General features: G+C 71.2%; 17 protein-coding genes. 9 read left to right on the forward strand and 8 right to left on the reverse strand.

Annotation, left to right across the window (positions count from 1 at the left end):
• The 3 genes from IMZ11_RS31315 to IMZ11_RS31325 are packed head-to-tail and all read right to left on the reverse strand — an operon-like array spanning nt 1 to nt 2,864.
• On the reverse strand, nt 1-567 hold the full coding sequence (locus IMZ11_RS31315; protein WP_228646026.1) for a CDP-alcohol phosphatidyltransferase family protein: 567 nt from the start codon (nt 565-567) through the stop codon (nt 1-3).
• A gap of 9 nt (nt 568-576) precedes the next feature.
• Nucleotides 577-1,281 (reverse strand): response regulator transcription factor, encoded by a 705-nt coding sequence (locus IMZ11_RS31320; protein ID WP_228646041.1) that lies wholly within the window; start codon nt 1,279-1,281, stop codon nt 577-579.
• The gene (locus IMZ11_RS31325) at nt 1,281-2,864 is read right to left on the reverse strand and encodes a sensor histidine kinase (protein ID WP_228646027.1); all 1,584 of its coding nucleotides are present in this window, start codon (nt 2,862-2,864) and stop codon (nt 1,281-1,283) included. The genes IMZ11_RS31320 and IMZ11_RS31325 overlap by 1 nt, the downstream gene beginning before the upstream one ends.
• A gap of 133 nt (nt 2,865-2,997) precedes the next feature.
• Between IMZ11_RS31325 and IMZ11_RS31330 the strand changes: the two genes are divergently transcribed.
• A complete protein-coding gene (locus tag IMZ11_RS31330; protein WP_061258622.1) occupies nt 2,998-3,618 on the forward strand; it encodes a class I SAM-dependent methyltransferase in 621 nt (206 codons plus the stop codon).
• Here IMZ11_RS31330 and IMZ11_RS31335 read toward each other — a convergent pair.
• Together IMZ11_RS31335 and IMZ11_RS31340 are read right to left on the reverse strand one after the other, a co-directional pair.
• Nucleotides 3,599-4,519, reverse strand: a complete 921-nt coding sequence (locus IMZ11_RS31335) for an alpha/beta hydrolase (protein WP_228646028.1) — start codon at nt 4,517-4,519, stop codon at nt 3,599-3,601. The genes IMZ11_RS31330 and IMZ11_RS31335 overlap by 20 nt on opposite strands.
• Nucleotides 4,520-4,603: 84 nt before the next feature.
• The gene (locus tag IMZ11_RS31340) at nt 4,604-5,287 is read right to left on the reverse strand and encodes a gamma-glutamyl-gamma-aminobutyrate hydrolase family protein (RefSeq protein WP_228646029.1); all 684 of its coding nucleotides are present in this window, start codon (nt 5,285-5,287) and stop codon (nt 4,604-4,606) included.
• A 336-nt stretch (nt 5,288-5,623) separates the two neighbouring features.
• On the opposite strand from IMZ11_RS31340, the gene IMZ11_RS31345 reads away from it, so the two are divergent.
• The 7 genes from IMZ11_RS31345 to IMZ11_RS31375 all read left to right on the forward strand — a co-directional run bounded on the left by IMZ11_RS31345 (nt 5,624) and on the right by IMZ11_RS31375 (nt 15,151).
• Nucleotides 5,624-6,700 (forward strand): sialidase family protein, encoded by a 1,077-nt coding sequence (locus tag IMZ11_RS31345; RefSeq protein ID WP_228646030.1) that lies wholly within the window; start codon nt 5,624-5,626, stop codon nt 6,698-6,700.
• On the forward strand, nt 6,701-7,009 hold the full coding sequence (locus IMZ11_RS31350; protein ID WP_061258625.1) for a hypothetical protein: 309 nt from the start codon (nt 6,701-6,703) through the stop codon (nt 7,007-7,009). It abuts the gene before it with no gap.
• Nucleotides 7,010-7,452: 443 nt separating this feature from the next.
• Nucleotides 7,453-8,514: a hypothetical protein gene (locus IMZ11_RS31355; RefSeq protein ID WP_228646031.1), complete on the forward strand. Its 1,062-nt coding sequence runs from the start codon at nt 7,453-7,455 to the stop codon at nt 8,512-8,514.
• A gap of 31 nt (nt 8,515-8,545) precedes the next feature.
• Nucleotides 8,546-10,477 carry a hypothetical protein gene (locus IMZ11_RS31360; protein WP_228646032.1) on the forward strand — a complete coding sequence of 644 codons (1,932 nt, stop codon included), beginning with the start codon at nt 8,546-8,548 and terminating at the stop codon, nt 10,475-10,477.
• Nucleotides 10,474-13,401, forward strand: a complete 2,928-nt coding sequence (locus tag IMZ11_RS31365) for a hypothetical protein (RefSeq protein ID WP_228646033.1) — start codon at nt 10,474-10,476, stop codon at nt 13,399-13,401. Before IMZ11_RS31360 ends, IMZ11_RS31365 begins: the two co-directional genes overlap by 4 nt.
• A gap of 26 nt (nt 13,402-13,427) precedes the next feature.
• On the forward strand, nt 13,428-14,411 hold the full coding sequence (locus IMZ11_RS31370) for a MinD/ParA family protein (protein WP_228646034.1): 984 nt from the start codon (nt 13,428-13,430) through the stop codon (nt 14,409-14,411).
• A 23-nt stretch (nt 14,412-14,434) separates the two neighbouring features.
• Nucleotides 14,435-15,151 carry a hypothetical protein gene (locus tag IMZ11_RS31375; protein WP_228646035.1) on the forward strand — a complete coding sequence of 239 codons (717 nt, stop codon included), beginning with the start codon at nt 14,435-14,437 and terminating at the stop codon, nt 15,149-15,151.
• On the opposite strand, the gene IMZ11_RS31380 is transcribed toward IMZ11_RS31375, so the two are convergent.
• Entirely contained in the window at nt 15,138-15,842 is a 705-nt protein-coding gene (locus tag IMZ11_RS31380) for a hypothetical protein (protein WP_228646036.1), read from the reverse strand. The two genes, IMZ11_RS31375 and IMZ11_RS31380, sit on opposite strands and share 14 nt — an antisense overlap.
• Before the next feature lie 48 nt (nt 15,843-15,890).
• Nucleotides 15,891-16,268 (reverse strand): hypothetical protein, encoded by a 378-nt coding sequence (locus tag IMZ11_RS31385; protein WP_228646037.1) that lies wholly within the window; start codon nt 16,266-16,268, stop codon nt 15,891-15,893.
• On the opposite strand from IMZ11_RS31385, the gene IMZ11_RS31390 reads away from it, so the two are divergent.
• Nucleotides 16,258-16,755 carry a hypothetical protein gene (locus IMZ11_RS31390; protein ID WP_228646038.1) on the forward strand — a complete coding sequence of 166 codons (498 nt, stop codon included), beginning with the start codon at nt 16,258-16,260 and terminating at the stop codon, nt 16,753-16,755. The two genes, IMZ11_RS31385 and IMZ11_RS31390, sit on opposite strands and share 11 nt — an antisense overlap.
• A 280-nt stretch (nt 16,756-17,035) precedes the next feature.
• On the opposite strand, the gene thyX is transcribed toward IMZ11_RS31390, so the two are convergent.
• Nucleotides 17,036-17,818 (reverse strand): FAD-dependent thymidylate synthase, encoded by a 783-nt coding sequence (gene thyX, locus IMZ11_RS31395; protein WP_228646042.1) that lies wholly within the window; start codon nt 17,816-17,818, stop codon nt 17,036-17,038.
• Nucleotides 17,819-19,659: the final 1,841 nt, after the last annotated feature.

The raw sequence follows: 19,659 nt of genomic DNA on the forward strand, positions 1-19,659 counted from the left end.
TCACCCCCTTATTAGCTGGCGGACCTGTACCACATACAACACCCCGGCCCACCAGTACAGACCAGTCCCCCATATGGCGAACGCCCAGCCGAAGATCCCCGTGATCTCGGCGTACCACCCCTGATGGGACGCGAGGAACAGGAGGGGAAAGGCGTACATGAGGCAGGCGGTCGCGGCCTTACCGAGGAAATGTACGGGCAGCGCCGGGCCGTAGCCGTGGCGGCGCAGGATGGGGACGGTGAAGAGCAGGAAAACGTCCCGTCCCACGACCAGGAGCGCCAGCCACCACGGAATCACCTCGCGCAGGACCAGCCCGACGAGGGTGGCGAAGATGTAGAGCCGGTCGGCGAGGGGATCGATCAGCCGCCCGAGCTTGCTGGTCTGGTTCCACGCGCGGGCGAGCTTCCCGTCGAGCCAGTCGCTGATCCCCGCCGCTATGAGCAGGAGTATCGCCCAGCCGTCTGCCTGTGGCCCCAGCACGAGCCAGAGAAACACCGGAACGCCGAGCAACCTCAGGAAGCTCAGCAAATTGGGCAGGGTAAAGATCCGATCCTCGGCAGACTCCACGGTCAGACCCTACATCGCACCCCTGTGCCGCCCCGCGCTCCGGTCGGCGGCAGGGCTGGGCACGGGCCGGAACCCGGCGTCCACCAGCCCGAGCCGGTGCGCCACCACGGCGGCCTGGGTGCGATTGCGCAGCTCCAGTTTCTCCATGACGGCGGCGACGTGGCTCTTCACCGTCGTCACCCCCACGTGCAGCCGCTCGCCGATCTCGGCGTTGGACAGTCCCATGCCGACGAGGGTGAGAACCTGCACCTCGCGGTCGGTGAGCCCGCGTGGGAGGGGGACGGCTTCCCGCTCGGCGGCCAGCGCCCGCTCCACCACCCGCCGCAGCACGGACGGCGCGAGCAGGGGCTCCCCCTGGGCCGCCCGCCGTACGGCGTCGACGATCCGCTCGGGCGAGTCGTCCTTGACGAGGAAGCCGAGCGCGCCCGCCCTGAGCGCGCCGTAGACGTTCTCGTCCTCGCCGAACGTGGTGAGCACGACGATCCGCGCCGACGGGCGCGCGGCGAGGATCCGCCGGGTCGCCTCCAGCCCGTCCACGCGGGGCATGCGCAGGTCCATCAGGATCACGTCGGGCAGGAGCTCCTCCGCGAGCCGTACGGCCTGCGCCCCGTCGGCCGCCTCGCCGCAGATCTCCGCGTCCCCCGCGGCGTCCAGCATCATCCGCACTCCCGCGCGGACCAGTGCCTGGTCGTCGGCCACCAGCACCCGGATCATCAGCATTTCCTCCTCGTCCGCACGGGCAGCGCGGCGGCCAGCCGCCAGCCGCCGTCCTCCGCCGGTCCCGCCGTGAGCCGGCCGCCGAGCGCTCGGGCCCGTTCCCGCATGCCCGGGATGCCCTGCCCGGTGGAGGGCAGCTCGCCGGGCGTGGCCGCCGCACCCGGCCCGTTCCTGATCTCCACGGCCAGCTCGCCACCGGTGATGCCCACGCGGACCTGGGCGTCCGTTCCCGGCCCCGCGTGCTTGAGCACGTTGGTCAGGCCCTCCTGGACGATCCTCGCCGCGGACGCGCGCACGACGAGCGGCGCACGCTCCGTGTCCGGCGCGAGATCGAGCGCGACCCGCAGTCCCGCCGCCGTCATCCGGGCCACGGCGTCCCGTACGACGTCGTCGGGGTCGACCGACGGGATGTCCTCCTTGGTGGGGTCCCTGAGCACGTCGAGCAGGCCGCGCAGGTCCTCGAGGACGCGGTGCCCGGTGGCGCGGATGTCGGCCAGTGCCTCCCCGGCGGGGCCGTCCGCCCCCGCGTATTGCGCCGCGCTCGCCCGGAGCACGATCGCGCCGACGTGGTGGGCGACGATGTCGTGGACGTCGCGGGCGATCTGCTCCCGCTCGGCCAGCCGGCTGGCCCGGGTGCGCGCGGCGGCGAGCTCCACGGCCTGACGCGCGGCGGCCTGCCGGGCCCGGATGTAGCCGCCGATGGCGACCGGGGCCGCCACCATGGCCGTGAGGGCGAGCCCCCGCCAGACCGTGATCTCCGTGGTGTCGTCGACGATCGTGATCACCGACGCGGCGCAGGTCAGCAGGTAACCGGCGACCACCCAGACCCAGTTCGCCCGCGTCACGAACACTCCGAGCGCGACGAACAGCAGGATCTGCAGGGTGGTGCCCACCTCACCGGCGTACTGGTCGGCGAGGATCACCAGGCCGCTCTCCAGGAGCAGCACGGCTCCGGGCAGGCGGCGGACCACGCCGAGGGCGAGCCCGGACGACATCGCCAGCAGGCCGACCCCCCAGACGGGAACGGCGCCGTCATCCCAGTTCGGCCAGGTCGCCAGCACCGCGAGCGCCACACCGCCCCCGGCCATCAGGAGGTCGAGCAGCGGGGCGCTCTCCTCCTGCGGCCGGCGGATCGCCGTACCGCGCAGGTAGCGGCCGATGATCACCGGGACGGCGACGATGGCGACCGTGTAGAACCACGCGCCGCGGGTGAACGCGATCCCCGGGTCGGCGAGGTTCAGGCCGGTGGCCACGCAGGCGAGGACGGCGACGGGGACCGTCCACTTCCAGCCGCGCAGTCGCGCCAGCACACCCACCGCGACCGGGAGCAGGATCTGCACGGCGTCGACGGTCGAGGCGTCGAGCTGGTCGTAGACGACGAGCAGCACCGTGAGGCAGAGGGCCGCGTGGCCCGGCCGACGGCGTAGCAGCGCCAGCGGGAGCCCGCCGAGCAGCGCGAGGAGCACCGCCACCCAGGACGGCGCCGACGGGCCGCCCCAGGACGAGCTCGCCACGAGCACGTTGAGCACGACTCCCGAGGCGGCGAGAGAGACGTCCAGGTATCCGCCGCGCCATCGCATGGGTGAACGTTATCGAGGCCGCCGCCCCCGTCCTTCCTCCTCAGGGAGGACGGCGGCCCTCCTCCAAGTGGCCACCGAAATGGGCTGCTCGGCGGATGATCAGTCGTTCGGCGGCGCCCTAGTGTCCTGGGACATGGCGAACGAATCAGCTCTCTTCCTGAGCGAATTCCTCAGGTCTCCCACCGCGGTCGGCGCGATAGCGCCCAGCTCACGCCGGCTCTCCTCGGCGGTGGCGGCGCCGATCCCCGAGCGGGGCGACCCCGTGGTGGTCGAGCTCGGCGCGGGCACCGGCCCGTTCACGGCGGAGATCCAGCGCCGGCTGGGCGGCCGCGGCCGCCATCTGGCGCTGGAGATCAACCCGCGGCTGGCGGGCCACCTCCAGGCCCGGCACCCCGGCCTGGAGGTGGTGGTCGACGACGCCGCGCGGCTTCCCCATCTCCTCGCGGAGCGGGGCGTCGAGGCGGCGGACGTGATCGTGAGCGGGCTGCCGTGGGCGGCGTTCTCCCAGGAACGGCAGGCCAGGCTGCTGCGCGCGGTGGTCGACGCGCTCGGCCCCGACGGGGCGTTCACGACCTTCTCCTATGTGCACGCCCGGATGCTCGGCCCGGCGGTGCGGTTCCGGCGGCGGCTGGGCCAGGCGTTCGAGGAGGTCGTCCCCGGGCGCACGGTGTGGGGCAACCTGCCGCCCGCGTTCGTCTTCCACGCCAGGAGGGCCCGCGCGGCGGCCGGCCCGGCTACGCGAAGGCTTCCTTGAGTCGCGCGGCGACGTACTCGCGCGCGTCCTCGGCGTCGTCGAAGAAGCCGGGAACGCCGAAGAACCCGTGCAGCAGCCCGTCGTAGCAGCGGTACTCGACGGAGACGCCCGCGCCGGACAGCTCGCGCGCGTAGGCCGCCCCCTCGTCGCGCAGCGGGTCGCACTCCGCGGTGATCACCGTGGCCGGAGCGAGGCCCGACTTGTCGGCCAGCCGGAGCGGCGAGAGCCGCGGGTCGAGCGGGTCGGCGCCCCTCGCGTACTGCTCGACGAACCAGGCCATCTCCACCGCGTCCAGGCCGAACCCGGAGGCGTACGACCGGTAGCTCGGGGTGTCCATCGCCACGTCGGTGATCGGATAGAGCAGCACCTGGTGGGCCAGCGCGAGACCGGCGTCCCGTGCCCGCCAGGCCGCGACGGCGGCGAGATTGCCGCCCGCGCTGTCACCGATCACCGCGACCCGTCCCGCGTCGCCGGTGTAGTGCTCCGGCCGGGCGAAGACGTCCCGCACCACCGAGAAGGCGTCGTCCGCCGCGGCCGGGAACGGGTGCTCGGGCGCCAGCCGGTAGTCGACCGAGACCACGACGGCCCCGCAACGGAAGGCCAGATCACGTCCCAGCGCGTCGTTGCGGTCCACGCTGCCGAACACCCAGCCGCCGCCGTGGAAGTACACGACCACGGGCAGCGGGCGGTCGCCCGGTTCCGGCCGGTAGACCCGCACCCGGACACCGTCCACCACGTGGTCGCGGACCTCCGGTAGTGCCGCCGCCCTGCCGCGCTGCTCGGCCACGCCGTCCAGGCCGCGCATCCGGACGATCTCCGGGAGCGTGAGGGCCGCCAGGTCCACGTTGAGGTCGGCGGGGAAGAGCTTCAGATAGGCCGCGGCCTGAGGATGCAACGCCATGGCCGCACAGTAACAGCGCCTGTGGGAGTCGCCCTGCGGAGACCGTCCGTGGCGGATCAGGCGTCGCGGGCCCGGCTTCCCGGCTCAGGGCCGGGCGGCGTCGACCAGCGCCTCGATCAGCCGGTTGTCCGCGCCGCGCTCGGGGTGCCACTGGACGCCGACGCCGAACCTGTGGCCCTGGAGCTCGACGCCCTCGACGATCTGGTCGTCGGCCCACGCCACCGCGAGCAGGCCTGTGCCGAGCCGCTTCACGGCCTGGTGGTGGGGGCCGGTCACTTCGGCGTGGTCGCCGATCGCCTTGCCGAGCTTGCTCGACACGCTGACGGTGACGATGTGGCGTGCCGTCCCGTGACGTTCGTGCGCGACGGCCTCCGGGAGCCAGGGGATGAGACTGCCGCCCTGGGCGACGTTGAGCACGTGCATCCCACGGGAGATCGCGAGGAACGGCAGGTCGGCCCGGACCGCCGCCTCGGCCAGCGCCATCTCGAAGCGGTCACGGTGCGCCTGCGGCTCCTCCACCCGGTCGTCGCGGCTCTCGCCGTACAGCGCGGGGTCGACGGGGGCACCGCCGGCGAGGATGAGGCCGTCAAGCCCGCGCGCATAGTCCCCGGCGGCGTACGGGCTCATCGGCGGCAGCAGGACGGGCGCGCCACCGGCCTTCTCCACCGCGCGTGCGTAGGCGTGCGGGGACAACACCGCCTCGCGCACCCACGTCCCCCACCGGGCGGCCTCGAGGTAGGCGGTGATGCCAATGAGCGGACGGGGCATGGTGTTCTCCAGCGGACTCTCACATTCGGGCACGCCCATAATGGCGCACCTGATTTCGGTTTTGTCACCTATCCGCCGCATCGGTGACGTCGCCCCAGTTCAGAGTGGATCTTCCGCTTGGCGCGTATCCGAATTGACACCTCCGACACCCGGATCCGGCGACCGCCCGAATCTGTCGGGGCGGCCTGGCACGATGGCGATAGCCGTACGCCATGGACCCGGGAAGCAGGTCCGGACCGGGACGTGGGGGCGCGGCCAGGAAAGCCGTGAACGACAGTCCGTACAAGTCAGTGCAAGTCCGTACAAGTCCACACAACTCTGTACATGGAGGTCTCCATGGATGCGCTGCTCGCCGTCGGGACCCGCAAGGGGCTCTTCCTCGCCTGTTCCACGAACGGCGGGCCGTTCGAGGTGGAGCCGGTCAGGTTCACCACCGTCGGCGTCCCGTCCGTCGCGATCGACACGCGCGGTCCCGTCCCCCGGCTGCTCGCCGGAATCGAGTACGGCCACTTCGGCCCGTCGGTGATGTGGTCCGACGATCTGGGCGCGACCTGGCAGGAGGCCGACCGGCCGCCGGTGGCGTTCCCCGAGCACACGGGCGCGGCCCTGGCCAAGGTCTGGCAGCTCCAGCCGTCGCCGACCGAGCCGGGCGTGGTCTGGGCCGGCGCCGAACCCGCGGCGCTGTTCAGGTCCGAGGACCGCGGCGCCACCTTCTCCCTGGTCGAGGGCCTCTGGAACCACCCGACCCGGCCGATGTGGCAGGCGGGAGGCGGCGGCCTGTGCCTGCACACGATCATCCCGCATCCGGTCGATCCCGAGCGGATCGCGGTCGCCGCCTCGGCCGTCGGGTTCTTCCGCAGCTCGGACGGCGGCGCCTCGTGGGAGCCGTCCAACAAGAACATCCGGGCGCCGTTCTTCCCCGAGGGCGCGCAGTACCCCGAGTTCGGGCAGTGCGTGCACAAGGTGGCCATGCATCCCGCGCGCCCGGAGCGGCTGTTCCTCCAGCACCATTTCGGCGTCTATCGGTCGGACGACTTCGGCGGGTCGTGGCGCGACGTCGGCACCGACCTCCCGTCGGACTTCGGCTTCCCGATCGTGGTCGACCCGACGCGGCCGGACACCCTGTACGTGTTCCCGTTGCGTGCCGACGTGGACCGCACGCCCGTGGACCACCGCTACCAGGTGTTCCGCAGCGACGACGCCGGAGTCACCTGGAAGGGCTTCGCGCACGGCCTCCCCGACGAGCCGGTCCACTCCGCCGTGTTGCGCGACGCCATGTGCGCGGGCGAGGCGGGCGTGTTCTTCGGCACCCGCGACGGTGAGGTGTACGGCTCACGCGACCACGGCGAGACGTGGACGCTCATCGCCAAGCACCTGCCGGACGTGCTGACGGTGCGCACGGCGGTGCTCTGAGTGGCCAAGCCGGTCACCCTCGTCACCTTCGTCCTGCCGAACACGCTGCGACGCTGGGTGAACGACCAGAACGAGGTCCGGGTGTTCGCCGTGGCCGCCTCCGACCACGGCATCCCGACGCTGGGTGGGGCCCTCGACACGCTTCGCCGTACGCACCCGTCCCTGGAGGAGCGGCTCCGCGACGAGTACGGGCACATCAGACGGCATATCGCCATGTTCGTGTGCGGTGCGAACGCGAGCCGCCTCGGCGGGTTGGACTGCACCCTGCCTCCGGGGGCCGAGGTGTACGTCCTTCCCGCACTGGCGTGAAAATCCGGCGCATGCGCGCGCATTTGCAATTGCAGCGGAATTGGACGTCAATTAACCGGCGGGCATCCGTCCCCAACAGCGGGGCCTTTCCTCGTTCCTCGATCCGGATCACGAACCGGGAATCTCCGGTCGAACGCGGTGTTAATCTCTAGAGAACCCCTTGTCCCACAAGGGCAGGGATTGCGGGTTTCGGCTGGCCCGAAGAGTGACTTTTCGGTTACTTATTCCCATAAGGTATTTGCGGTCTTCATTTACCTTCCCAACGAATCAGTGTCAGTCTAATATCTGGTTCTATGTCTCGGTATGCATCAGATTTCCCAGACAGGGGAGCACGCCGCAATGATGCGCACGCCGAGCATGCATGGGAAGCCATCGGCCCACCAATGGAGTGGGAACCCGAGCAACTTTCTGATTCTCGATGGCGAAAGATCGTCCCGGTCGGCGTGGCCGTGGCGACTCTCGTCGGATTGGGCGTCGTCGTCATCGCGGTACGCGCGGGCGACTCGCCACCGTCTTCACCACCCCAGCGTGCCGCCGCGGGATGGGACGCCGAGCGGTCCTCCGCATCACCGTCGTCACCGTCACCATCGTCGTCGAGCTCGAAACGATCGACGGCCAAAACCGCGGCGAAGTCCACGTCACCCCAGCTCACCGCCAAGAAGGCGAGTGAGATTTACGACCATTTCCAGCACGGGATCTCATCCGCTCAGGCCGGGATGGACGAGAAGGCGATCGGAGGGCTGGAGCAGGGTCTCGCACAGGAGATGACCCGAGCCAGCATCTCGACCGCGCGCATGGAGGGGACCAAGATCGCGTCGGGCATGTGGCCCAACACGCGGGTGTGGGTCCCCCGCCACATCGAGGGCCTGGCCGACTGGTTCGTCGCGGTTTCGTACGAGCCGGAAGTGGCCCGGATCAGCGACGTGATGACCAAGACCGGCAGCGGATGGCGGCTCGTCGTCTCCGCCGCCGACGCACGGGTCAACGCGGCGGAACTTCCCGCCATCGCGACCGACTCCGCGGGCTACGCCGTCAGCCTGCCGGAGAACGCCGCCGGCCTGGTCGGAACCCCCCGTCAGATCGTCCGTGCCCACCTGGCCAGCCTGGAGAAGGCACAGCCGGACAAGCGGTTCGCCCAGGGACGGTGGACCAGTGACGCCGCGCTGTTCTGGCAGCGGGAGCGCGAGCAGCTGGTCCAGGCCGGCTGGGGCCTCACCCTGTCGTACGAGCCGGAGGGCGCGGTGCGCGCGCTGCAGACCACGGATGGCGGCGCGCTCGTCTGGTACGCGGCCCGATCGACCGACACCCGCACGGCCCGGCGCGCGGGCGCCAAGGTCTCGCTGAAGGGGTCGGCCGCGGTGCGCACCGCGCACAAGGCCTTCGGCCGCTGGGTGAGCGCGACCTACGGGCGGATGTACGTCGCCTACGTGCCGCCCGCCGGTTCCAGCGACCCGGTGCGGGTGCTCGGCGAGTGGAGCGAAGTGTTGGAGACCGACGGCGCCTGACGTCACCACCAGCAGAGGAAGAGGTGGATCCATGTCGACACCCTCACGCGCGACGGTGATCACCGCGAGCGTCGCGATCGGTGTGTTCGGAGCCGGTACCGCGGTGGGAACCGTCATCGCCACGGGCTCCCAACCCGCCGACCTGAACACGGCACGCCTGATCGCCGGTACCTACCGGCTGGACGACGGGGCGGACGCCTGGACGTCCCTCGCCTCGGACGGCACGGGCGGGCCCTCCTCGCTCTCCGGCGCGGACGCGGGCAGCACGATCACGGCGGGCTCCGGCAAGCAGCGGGTCTGTCTCGCCACCACCACCGACGGCCGCGCCGTGAACGCGGCGGCCGACGGCTGCACCTCGCTGCCCGTGCTGGCCGCGAGCCAGTTCGCCGCGCTACGCCGGCCGGCCAACCCCAACGCGACGGGATCGGCGGCGCCGAAGAGCACTCCCGAGAGCAAGCCGAAGAGCACCCCCAAGGAAACCGCCAAGAAGACGGGTACCTCGTCCGCGCCCCGGCCCACGGCCAAGGCGGCCACGAAGCCGCCGGTGGTCACGGCGGCGCCCACCCGGGCCCCCGCGGCCACGACCGCGCCTCCGGCGACGACCAAGACGATCGGCGCGACCGCGGCTCCGAGTCCGACACAGGGGTTCGTCACGGTCACGGCCACCCCCGTCGCGACGACCTCGGCCGCGCCCGTCGTGACCTCGTCCGCCGCCAAGGGCTCGAACGACTCCAAGGGTTCTAGCGGCACGAATGGGTCGAACGGCACAAAGGTCACGAACGGCACCGCCTCCGGGTCGCCCGCGCCCTCACCCGCCGCCCAGTGGGGGAAAGTCATCGGCACCACACAGAACGGCACCCGGCTGGTGGAACGCGCCGACGGCAGCCGGGCGATCTTCGGGCCGGACAACAAGCTGATCCGGGTCATGCCGGGGCCGTGGGCCACGGGCGTCAAGGTGCTGCCGGACGGGAACTGGCTCCTGCTCCGGCCCAACGGCGACCGCATGATCGTGAGCCCGGCCGGCCAGGAGCTCGCCCCCCAGCAGAACACCGCCACGCCGACCCCGTCACCGGCGGCCGCCGCCGGAACGGGAACAGGAACGGCGGGCGCGGCCGGAGCGACGGGTAACGGCACCACGGGGACCACCGGCGGCACCGGCAGTGGCGGTGCGACAGGCGGGACCACGGGCGGGACCACCGGAACGACTGGCGGAACCACCGGAGCCACTGGGGCCGGCGGGACCACCGGGGCCGCCGATACCACCACCGGATCGACGATCACCGGCGGCGGCACCTCGACCGGGACCGATCACGGGGACCGGCACAGGACCACGCACGGCGGTGAGCACCGCTCAGAGCGCGACACCCAGGGTGGCGCCGAAGGCGGTGCCTACACCGGGACCGGGACCGCGACCGGAGGCTCTGACGGAAGCACTGCCGGAAGCGCCGCCGAGACCGTGGGTGGAACCACTGACGGAACCGCGGCTGGGACCGTCACCGGTGACGGCACCGGAGCCGGGGCCGGAACGGGCACCGGCACCGAAGCCGCCGGCGGCGGGACCGTGCCCGTACCCGGCGCCGACGGCTCCCTCCCCGTTCTCCAGGACCCGGCACTGCTCCAGCAGGCGTCCGAGGCACTGGGACTGGACCAGGGCAGGAGCTACACCGACGAGAACGGCGTCTGGGACCTCAACATCGCTCCGCCCGGCACTCCGGCCTGCCGGGACTACTCCTCGAGCGAGCTCTCCCGGCGCGGCATCCCCCGCGACTCCTGCGCGCTGCCGGCGTTCGTCCGCTGGCTGTACGCGGATCCGGCGCCTGGGCAGGTGAGCAACTGGACCAAGTTCACCGGCCTGCCCGAACGCAACCTGGAGCTCGTGGTGATGAGCCCGTCGGCCATGCCGTCGCCTGCCGGAGAGCCGGGCCGGATCGAGCCTGACACCACCGGGTACGCCGGCTCATGACCATGCCCGAATGGGTGAACGCGCACGGGTCGCACCTGCTCGACTACGCCGGCGGCCTTCTCGGGCCCGCGAGGGCGCCGGTCGTGGTCGCCTCCGTGCTGGCCGCGTGCCGTACGCAGGGGGGACCGCCCGACGGCGTCTCCCCTGCGGCGTGGCTGCTCGGGTCGGTACGGCAGCGGTGCCGTACCGACCCCGAGTACCGGACGGGCTACGTGCCCGGTCCGGGGCCGGGCGTCCCGGACCTGCGTTCCGTCGAGCGCGCCTGGATGCTCGCCGATCCCCTGGGCGCCGAGGCGCTCCGGCTGATGTACCGGCACGAGCTCTCTGTCGGGGACGTCGGCCACGTGCTGGGACTGTCCGTGGAGGACACCGGGCGGCTCGCCACCCGCACCCAGGATCTGATCGAGATCATGGTGAGCGCCATGGACGCGCTCGTCCATGGCCGTGCCGTCTGCCCCGAACTCTCACCGCTGTTCGACGTGCTGTTCCCGGATCCGCCGGGCGCTCCCACTCCGGCGGAGTTCGCCGACGGTCGCATGGCGTTGATGACGCACATCGTCGGCTGCGCCGTGTGCAAGCGGCCGATCAACATCCGCTACACGGTCCCGCAGATGACCTCTCACCCGCCGATCCCGCGTCTCACAGCGGAGTCGAGAGCGCAACTGGAGGGCTCCGCCCCGTCCCGCGTTGACCCGTACGGACCTCCGTCCTTCCCCGGAGGCTTCGCCCAGCGCCCGGTTGACATTCCGCGGCCACGCCGGCCTTCCGCCTTCCCGGGGATGGGCGGGTCCGATGAGCCGCCCCCGGCCGTCGCTCCACCACCGCGGGACGATCCGCCGTGGACGCTTCACACGGTCGCGGGTGATCTCGGCGTTCCCCTGACACCGCTGGTCATCCCGCCTATGGACGACCCCGCTGTCGCAGGCCCCGGTACGCCTGCGGGCGCCCCGGGATCCGCCGCGAAAGGCCCGGTCCCTCCCCCCGATCGTCCCGCGCGGGCACGGCATGCTGCCCCGGATGACCCGTCGCTGACGAGTGCCGACCATGCCGCGAGCCGCACGGATCACAAGGGTGTCGGCACAGGCGATGATCGGGCCACGGGCAGTGGCGGGGGCTCAGGGGCGGGCGACGACCGCGTCATGGGCCCGGATGGCGACCATGCCGCTGCCTCGGACGGCGAGAGCGCGGAGGGGGCGAGCACAGGCGCCCCTGCCTCCGGTGGTGCCGTCTCGGGTGGCGCTGTCTCGGGTGACACCGTCTCGGGTGGTGCTGTCTGGGGTGGTGACATGTCCGCCACGGCGATGGACCACTCGGATCGGGCCACCGCCGGCACCGCCCCCAGCGGGGACGACACCGCTCCTCCGGCGAATGATGGTGCTCCGACGGGTGACGATCTCGTCCCGGCCGACGACGCCCGGACTCCGGCCATCACCTCAGGCACCGCTTCGGGCACGAGCGGCTCCCCGCCGACCGGAGGCGACCGTGAACTGAAGCGCGACGCTTCCGTCGCTGCCGATTCCGTCGCTGTGGATTCCGTCGCTGTCGGCGATGACGGCGGCTCGGTCGGTGACAGCCTCGGCACGGACACCCCTGCCGGGAACAGCACCACCCTGACAGGTGACGACCACCTCGCGGCCGACGGTGATCCCGCCTCGGACACGGACGGCCCCACTCCGGCGAGGGACGACCGTGGTTCCACGGAGAACGACCGTGACTCGGCGGACGCCGCCGACGGGACCGTACCCGAACCTTCGGACGCGAGCACGGCAGGAGACGGCTCCGCCGAGCCCCGTGCTTCCTCTACGGGCCCTCTACCTGACGTGCCCGGGTCACAGGCGAACCGGTCTCCCCTGACGCGGCCGTCATCGCCGGAACCCGCCGCCCCCGCTGAGACCGGGGCCGGTTATGACACACCGCTCTACAACGCCCTGCGCACCCAGGCGTGGGCACGCGAGGTTCTCGCCCGAGCCGCGGAGACGACCGCGGCCACTCAGCCGATCCCCGCCGTACCACCGGCGCCATCGGGTGGGGCACCGGCCGCCTCGAACTCGCCTCCCGCCTCGATACCTGCCTCGCCTCCCACATCACGACGGACCGCACGGTCGCCCAAGCCGCCGAAAACGCCGCTGAAAACGCCGGCGAGTACGGCGCAACCGCCGGGACGGCCGGTACCACCCGATTCGTCGCCTACGTCGATGCCGGTCTCGTCGGCCGCCGGGGCGTCGGCCTCCCCCCTCTCCGCACCGCTGCCGTCCCCGCTGCCCGCCGAGCTGACGGGACCGCTGCCCGCCGAGCTGACCGGGCCCCTGGAGGAGCGGCGTGACCGGTCACGAGGCGGGCGCCTGGGCGGGGGGCGGAACCGGCCCCTGTCCGGCCAGCCGACCCGGCCGGTCCCGGTCGTCCCGAAAGAGCGGCCGATCGCCAGGAACACCTCCCTGAAGATCGCCGTCATCGTCCTCGCCGGCGCGGCCGGGACCGTGACAGGAATCAAGATCCTGGGGCCGGCACTCGATGGAGAGGCGCCCACCGCCCGATCGCTCCAGTCCGCCGTGGTCGAGACCGCGCGGAGCGACCAGGGAACGCAGGGGGTTTTCGGAGATCCCGGTGACGAGGCGGACCAGAGCATGGGCGACGGTCCACTGCGGATACCCGCGACGGTGACACTCGACGAGTTCGGCCAGGGCACCATGACGCTCACCGTCTCGGAGGGGGCCGAGGCCTCGGTCACCTGGCGGATCTCCGCTCCCGGCCTGGTGGTGACGCCCTCCAAGGGCACCCTCAAGCGAGGCGGCAGCGGCGTGGTCAGCGTGCGCGCGCTGAGGGTCCGCTACTGGTGCGGCGCCCCCGAAGCGATGACCACGCCGCTCACCGTCCACGGACCAGCCGAGTCGATCACCACAACGGTGCGCTGGCGCACCTGCTGATAGCTCACGTTCGAAAGGACCGTGCCTTGACAGAGATCCATACCTCGGCCGACGCCCCGGCCGAGCAAGTCCCCGAGACGGTCCCGCTCACCGCGGAACACTTGCTCACCAACCGGCGCCCCGAACCCGCGGGCGGATGGCGGCGCGTCGTCTGGCGGCTCTCCGGCCGGAAGTACATCCCCTCGGAGTCCACCGCCGAACGCGAGCGGCGTACTCTCATCGCGCAGGCCCAGACGCCCGTGGCGAGTGGGCACCACCGGATCGCGGTCATGAGCCTCAAGGGCGGGGTGGGCAAGACCACGACGACGGCCGCCCTCGGCAACACGCTGGCCTCCTTGCGGGGGGACCGGGTGATCGCGATCGACGCGAACCCCGACCGTGGGACTCTGGGAATCAAGGTCAAGTCCGAGACCGCCGCGACCATCCGCACGCTGCTCGCCGAGGCCGACCACATCGTCCGTTACGCGGACGCGCGGGCCTTCACGTCCCAGTCCCCCGCCCGGCTGGAGGTGCTCGCCTCCGACACCGATCCCGCCGTCAGCGAGGCGTTCAACGCGGACGACTACCGGACGGTGGCAGGGCTGATCGAGCGCTACTACTCGATCTGCATCACCGACTGCGGAACCGGACTGCTCCACGGCGCGATGCGCGCCACCCTCGAACTGGCCGACCAGATCGTTCTGGTCAGCCTGCCCGCGGTCGACGGGGCGAACTCGGCCGCCGCGACGCTGGACTGGCTCACCGCCCATGGGTACGCCGACCTCGTCAAGAACGCGATCGTCGTACTGAACGCGGTGGAGAGCAAGTCCGACGTCGACGTCGACCTGCTGGAACGCCACTTCCGCGCGCGCTGCCGGACGGTGATCCGCGTGCCGTACGACCCGCATCTCAAGGAGGGCGCCGAGGTGGACCTGGTCCGCCTCCGGCCGACGACGCGGGGCGCCTACCTGCGGTTGGCGGCGGCGGCCGGGCAGTCGTTCGGCCTGCGGCCGGAACGGGCGGGACGATAGTGCCCCCGGTCGTCGAGGATCCCGTGCTCAACTGGGATCTCGGCCCCCCTCGCCGTGTCCGTACCGCGACCGTGATCGTCATCGCGGTGGCGGTCGCCGTCGTGGCGATCGTCGTCACCGTCGGGATGTCGCGGGGCGTGGAAGCCACGTCGACATCGACGCCCACGCCCACCCCCACCGCCATCGCGCTCGCGCAGCCCCTGGCGTACGAGGGGGACGCGGGGTATCCCATCAGCTTCCCGCACACGGAGCTGGGCGCGGCCTCCGCGGCGGCGGCGGCCCTTGAGGCGGCCTGGACGCTGGACGACGCCCAGGCCGAGCAGGCCGCGGCCCTGTACGCCCCGCCCGAGCAGCGCAAGGCCGCCAGCGACGGCGCGCGGGCCGCCGTGAGCGGGTGGCGCGAGACGCTCGGCCTGCCGAAGGAGGGCAAGCTGCCCGAGGGAGCCTCACTGCGTACGCAGACGATCGGCGTACAGTGGCGCGCCCGCGCGCAGGACCAGATCCAGGTGTCCGTCCTGGTCCAGGTCACGGCCACGACGGGCGCCGGCGCCGACGGCAAGACGTACTCCAGCCCTTACGCGATGACCCTGCTCATGGCCTGGTATCCCGGCGTACGCGGTGACAACCAGGGCGACTGGGTCAACATCCCCGATCCCACGCCACCCACCGTGCCGCAGACCGCCCTTCCGGGCACTCCCGAGTTCGCCGCGGCCGGCTGGAAACCCCTCAAAACCCCCTGATACGAGGAAGAGCCCCCATGTCCCCTCGCACCTCTCCCCGGCGTGCCGGTCTGCTCTCCAACCTCCTCCTTGTGGGGGTGTCCGTGGCGACGGGCGCGATCGTCGCCCAGCCCCTGGCCGCGGGCGCCGACCCCGGCCCGGACGCCCCCGCTCCCGCCGCTCCGGCGGCCGACTCGTCCACGCCGGACTCACCCGGATCGGGCTCGACCGGATCGGACTCTGGCGGATCGGACTCCGGCGGTTCGAGCTCCACCACACCCGACTCGGCCGGATCAGGCTCGACCGGATCGGACTCCGGCGGTTCGAGCTCCACCACACCCGACTCATCGGGATCAGGCTCGACCGGATCGGACTCTGGCGGATCCGGCTCCACCACACCGGACTCGGCCGGATCGGGCGATACCACCTCGAGTTCCCGTGACGCCGCGTCGCGCTCCACCGACTCCGCTCCGGACGCGGGCTCGTCCGGCTCGGGGAGCTCCGACACCCCCTCCTCCGACACGCCTTCGTCCGACGGATCCCGGTCGGACGCGAGCAGGTCGGACGCGGCGTCTTCGGACACGGGATCGTCGAGCACGGACTCCTCGGGCGCCGCCTCCACGGGAACGGGTTCGCCCGCCACCGGCGACAGCACGGCCGCCTCGGCCGCGGATTCGCCGGGAAGCACCGGCTCGTCCGCCGCCACAAGCACCGGCGACAGCGGAGCCCGGCCTGACTCAACGGCGAGGACAACCGCGGATCAGGACACCCGTTCCACAGCGGCCAGGTCCACTCCGGAGGCGTCCGGTGCCGCCGCCCGTGACAGGACCGCCGCGACTCCCGATCCGACGCCCACCACGCCCACCACGGCCACCACGTCGTCCGCTCCGGCCGCGACGCCGACGGACACGGGGAAACCCGTGGTGAGCACGACGCCGACGACCGGCTCCACCCCGGCCACGACCCCCACGGCGGGGACGACGACCGCCGCGAGCCCCGCGCCCACCACCAGCGGCGCGCCCGCACCTACGGCGACCACCTCGTCCAGCTCCACACCCAGTCCGACGCCGTCGAAGAGCACCGCCCCGAATCCCTCGCCGTCTCCCAGCGCGAGCGGTACGGGTGGCGTGGCCGGCACCCTTCCGAAACCGACGGTCGGGGCCTCCAGCGCTCCTCGGCCCACGCAGCCGAATCCCCCCGCCAAGGCGAACCCGGCCAAGGACGCGCCCAGCCCCGCCGCCGAGCTTGCCGGTGACCCGGGTGACACGACGGGAGGGGCTACCGGAGACGTCACCGGCCTGCCGATTCTCGAGACGCATGTCTCGGAGTCGATCCCACTCGTCGTTCCCCTGCCGCCGCTGGCGGTCTCCTTCGCGGAGTCCTGCCAGTCGGTGACCGACGCCGCGTGCTGGAGCCTCGCTCCCTGGCGCGGCCGTACGGGCGACCAGCCTCCGGCCGCGGCCGTCGCGGGCCAGGGGTCGGCGGCGCCTCGGTGGGCCTTCGCGCCGCCCCCGCACCGGATCGCCCCCGCCAGGGTCGCCCCGGCGTCGTGGGGTCCCGCACCGGCTCGGTCGGGCTGCTGGATCTTCAGCCCCTCCGAGGCCTGCGCCCGTCCTCAGCAGTAACCGCGAAACCCCCGTAGAACCCGCTCCACCGAATCATCTCGTCGAAGATCGGCTTTGCTGAACGACCTTCCGTGAGGAGCCGTTGCCACTCGTTGAGAACCGTGCTCACCGAGACCGGTAACTCCTCGGGATCGCCGGGCAAGAGTCCGATCTTCGACGAATGACCGGCACATCCGACCTGGGCCCGCATGCTCAGACCCCCATCCGGCTCGGCGTCCAGGCCGTGCGCGTACGGCTGCGCAGGTGTGCGGGTGCCCTCTTCGGGGGCGGGCCCGCGTCGTCAGACCTTCCGCCAGCCGGGAATCCACGCGCCGTCCTCGACGACGTAGTCCCCGAAGAGCGCCGGAGCCTCTTCCTTCATCAGTTCACCGATGCGCTGGAAGACGAGGCGGATCTCCTCCTCGGCCCCGACCGCCGTACGGGCCTCGATCGTGTGCCTGAGGGTGCGGACGTTGGCGGTCCAGACGAGGCCGGTCGCGACGCCCTCCGGGGCGAACCGCCGCATGAAGGAGGTGCGGTGTTTCTTCTCCGCGAACGGCACGCCTTCCTCGTCCAGCCCGAAGTGCTCCGCCATCCAGGTCTGGAACTCCTCGAGCTGGTCGAGCACGGCGCTCGCTCGCTTCATCAGCTCCGAGTCCTCCCGGGCCCACTCGGGGAACCAGAACGGGATCTCCGACAACCGGACGAAGCGGAGGGACTCCTGGGAGATGGCGACGCCCGGGCGGTGCCGTACCAGCTCGTGGGTGAACACCCTGCTCACGTTGTGCAGCACGAAACTGAAGCTGATGTGCTCCAGAACCGAGCCGTGCGCACTGGCGAGGATGTTGCGGAGGTAGTCGGTCTGGTCCTTCCTGATCCGGGTCACGTTGGGGTTGAGTCCGGGCTCGAAGGATCGGTAGCACAGGCGTCCGGCGAACTCGGCGAGGTTCTGCGCGTCGAACTCGCCCCGCTCCAGCCGCTCCAGCCAGGTCTCGCCTCCGATCTCCCGCAGGTAGCGGGCGAGCTCGTCGTAGTCCAGCTCGGGCCGGGCGACGAGAAAGATCTCGGGGTCGACGCTGTGCATGGTGATCCTCATGTGTTGGTGGATGTGGCCGTCCAAGCAAACCAGCCGTCTGGCCTGGGGAGGAAACCAGGGGACGTCGTCAGGCACCTGAGGTGCCCGTCCGCGTCGTCGTCCGTTCGTGGTCGTCCCGCAGCGGGCCGGAGTGCCCCAAAGCGTACGGTCAAACAGTGGGTGGAGAGGAACGATGGACGGCCCTCGGCGAGATGGATCTTCCTTGCTCCACCGGGTCTCGTTGTCGAAACGCCTCGACGCTGGATGTTGACGTTCGTCAATCTGGTTGCGACCGACGACCCCTGTTCGACACCCCAGGCTGGAAATTTCTATATATAGCCGAATTCCGTCGCTGGAATTGCGGACGCGCCAAATGGACACTCCGTCCCCGTACACACCCGGGCCTGCCAGGAAAGCAGAAAGCGCGCCACGGCGAGCGTGTACACGTCGGGCGCACTCACGCTGATCATGCACACGGAGCGCGGAGCGACGCAGGTGCACGAGCACAGACACGACACACGAAGACGACGCACGAACACGAGCATGGACGCGAGCACGGACACGCAGCACGGACACGCAGCACGGACACGCAGCACGGACACGCAGCACGGACACGCAGCGCCGATGAGGCCGCGACCGGGCGTCCGAGGACACAACGCGCAGCCAAGGCCGACACCCCCCAGAACCGGGCTTGCACCCGACCGCCGCAGCCCCGAACACGCGGTCCGGCTGATCGCCCATCCCGCCCCGACCAGGCGGCACGGACCCAGCACGACGCCAAACTGATTTCGACCAATTAACCCATATACGCCATTTACTACTATCGGATATTCATACAACCATGGACATCGGGCACTATTTCCTAATGAAGGCATTCAAAGTCCGTCGCCGAATTGGATTGCGAATGCCTGTTCGATGTGCCATCATTCATATACGCGTTCGAATAGACGAGGGGGTGGGCATGTCCATGCATTTCAGCTCTTTCGAGTACGCATCGCAAAACCAGTCGCCCTTCCCCGACTCGGGTCCGTGCGACGCGGACTGGTGGGCGCAATTGACCTCAATCCGCCCGACTTGGGCATCCAACGGCAGTTCCGCGCGCGCCGTCGGCGAGCCTTCGTACGACACGGACGACGCTTTGGAGCACGCCGAGGCCGCATTGCCGCTTCCAGGACGGCCCGGCGAGAGGGCGATCTTCCGGAGCCGACCATCCACGTGGCCATCACCGAAGGCCACGTCAACCCCGACACCCCCTGCACCACAGGATCAGCCCGAGCCTTCGCCCGGGGCGCCCTCATCGGCTCCACTTACTCTTTCGCCGCCCACGCTCTCGACGTCCACCAATGAATCTTGTTCTCCGGCCCTTGATCACCCGATCGCGCCGGTGAGCGGCGTGTCCTTCTCGCCCGCCGAGTCCAGTGTTTGTAAGCCCAGTGTTTGTAAGCCCAGCGCTCGTAGGGCCGGCGTCGGCGTCGGCAAGGCCCGCGGTTCGTTCCTTTCGGACACATCCGGCCTGAGCGATGGCAGGCTATGCCCGTCCGTTACTTCCGGCGTCTCCGACCGCGTCGACGCTGCTGGGGCATCGGGCAGATCGTCCGCCGACGACGGCTCCCCTATGAGCGGCTCCGCCAGTGCCGGCATTCCGGCAGGTGGCCACAACCCCTCGGGCACCGGCGATGCCCCTGGGGGTTCTTCTCCCGGTGCGGGTCGGGTGTCGTGGCCGTTGGTGGCGTCGGTTCGGGAGGCGGCGTCCGCGTTGGCGCTCGCGGTGGTGCCGGAGTCCGCGGGGGTGTGTCTGGCCGAGGCGGAGGATCTGTTGTTCGCGCGGGATCGGCTGGTTTCGGCGGTCG

The sequence above is a fragment of the Microtetraspora sp. AC03309 genome, from assembly GCF_020826795.1.
In the GTDB taxonomy this organism is placed as follows: Bacteria; Actinomycetota; Actinomycetes; order Streptosporangiales; family Streptosporangiaceae; genus Microtetraspora; species Microtetraspora glauca.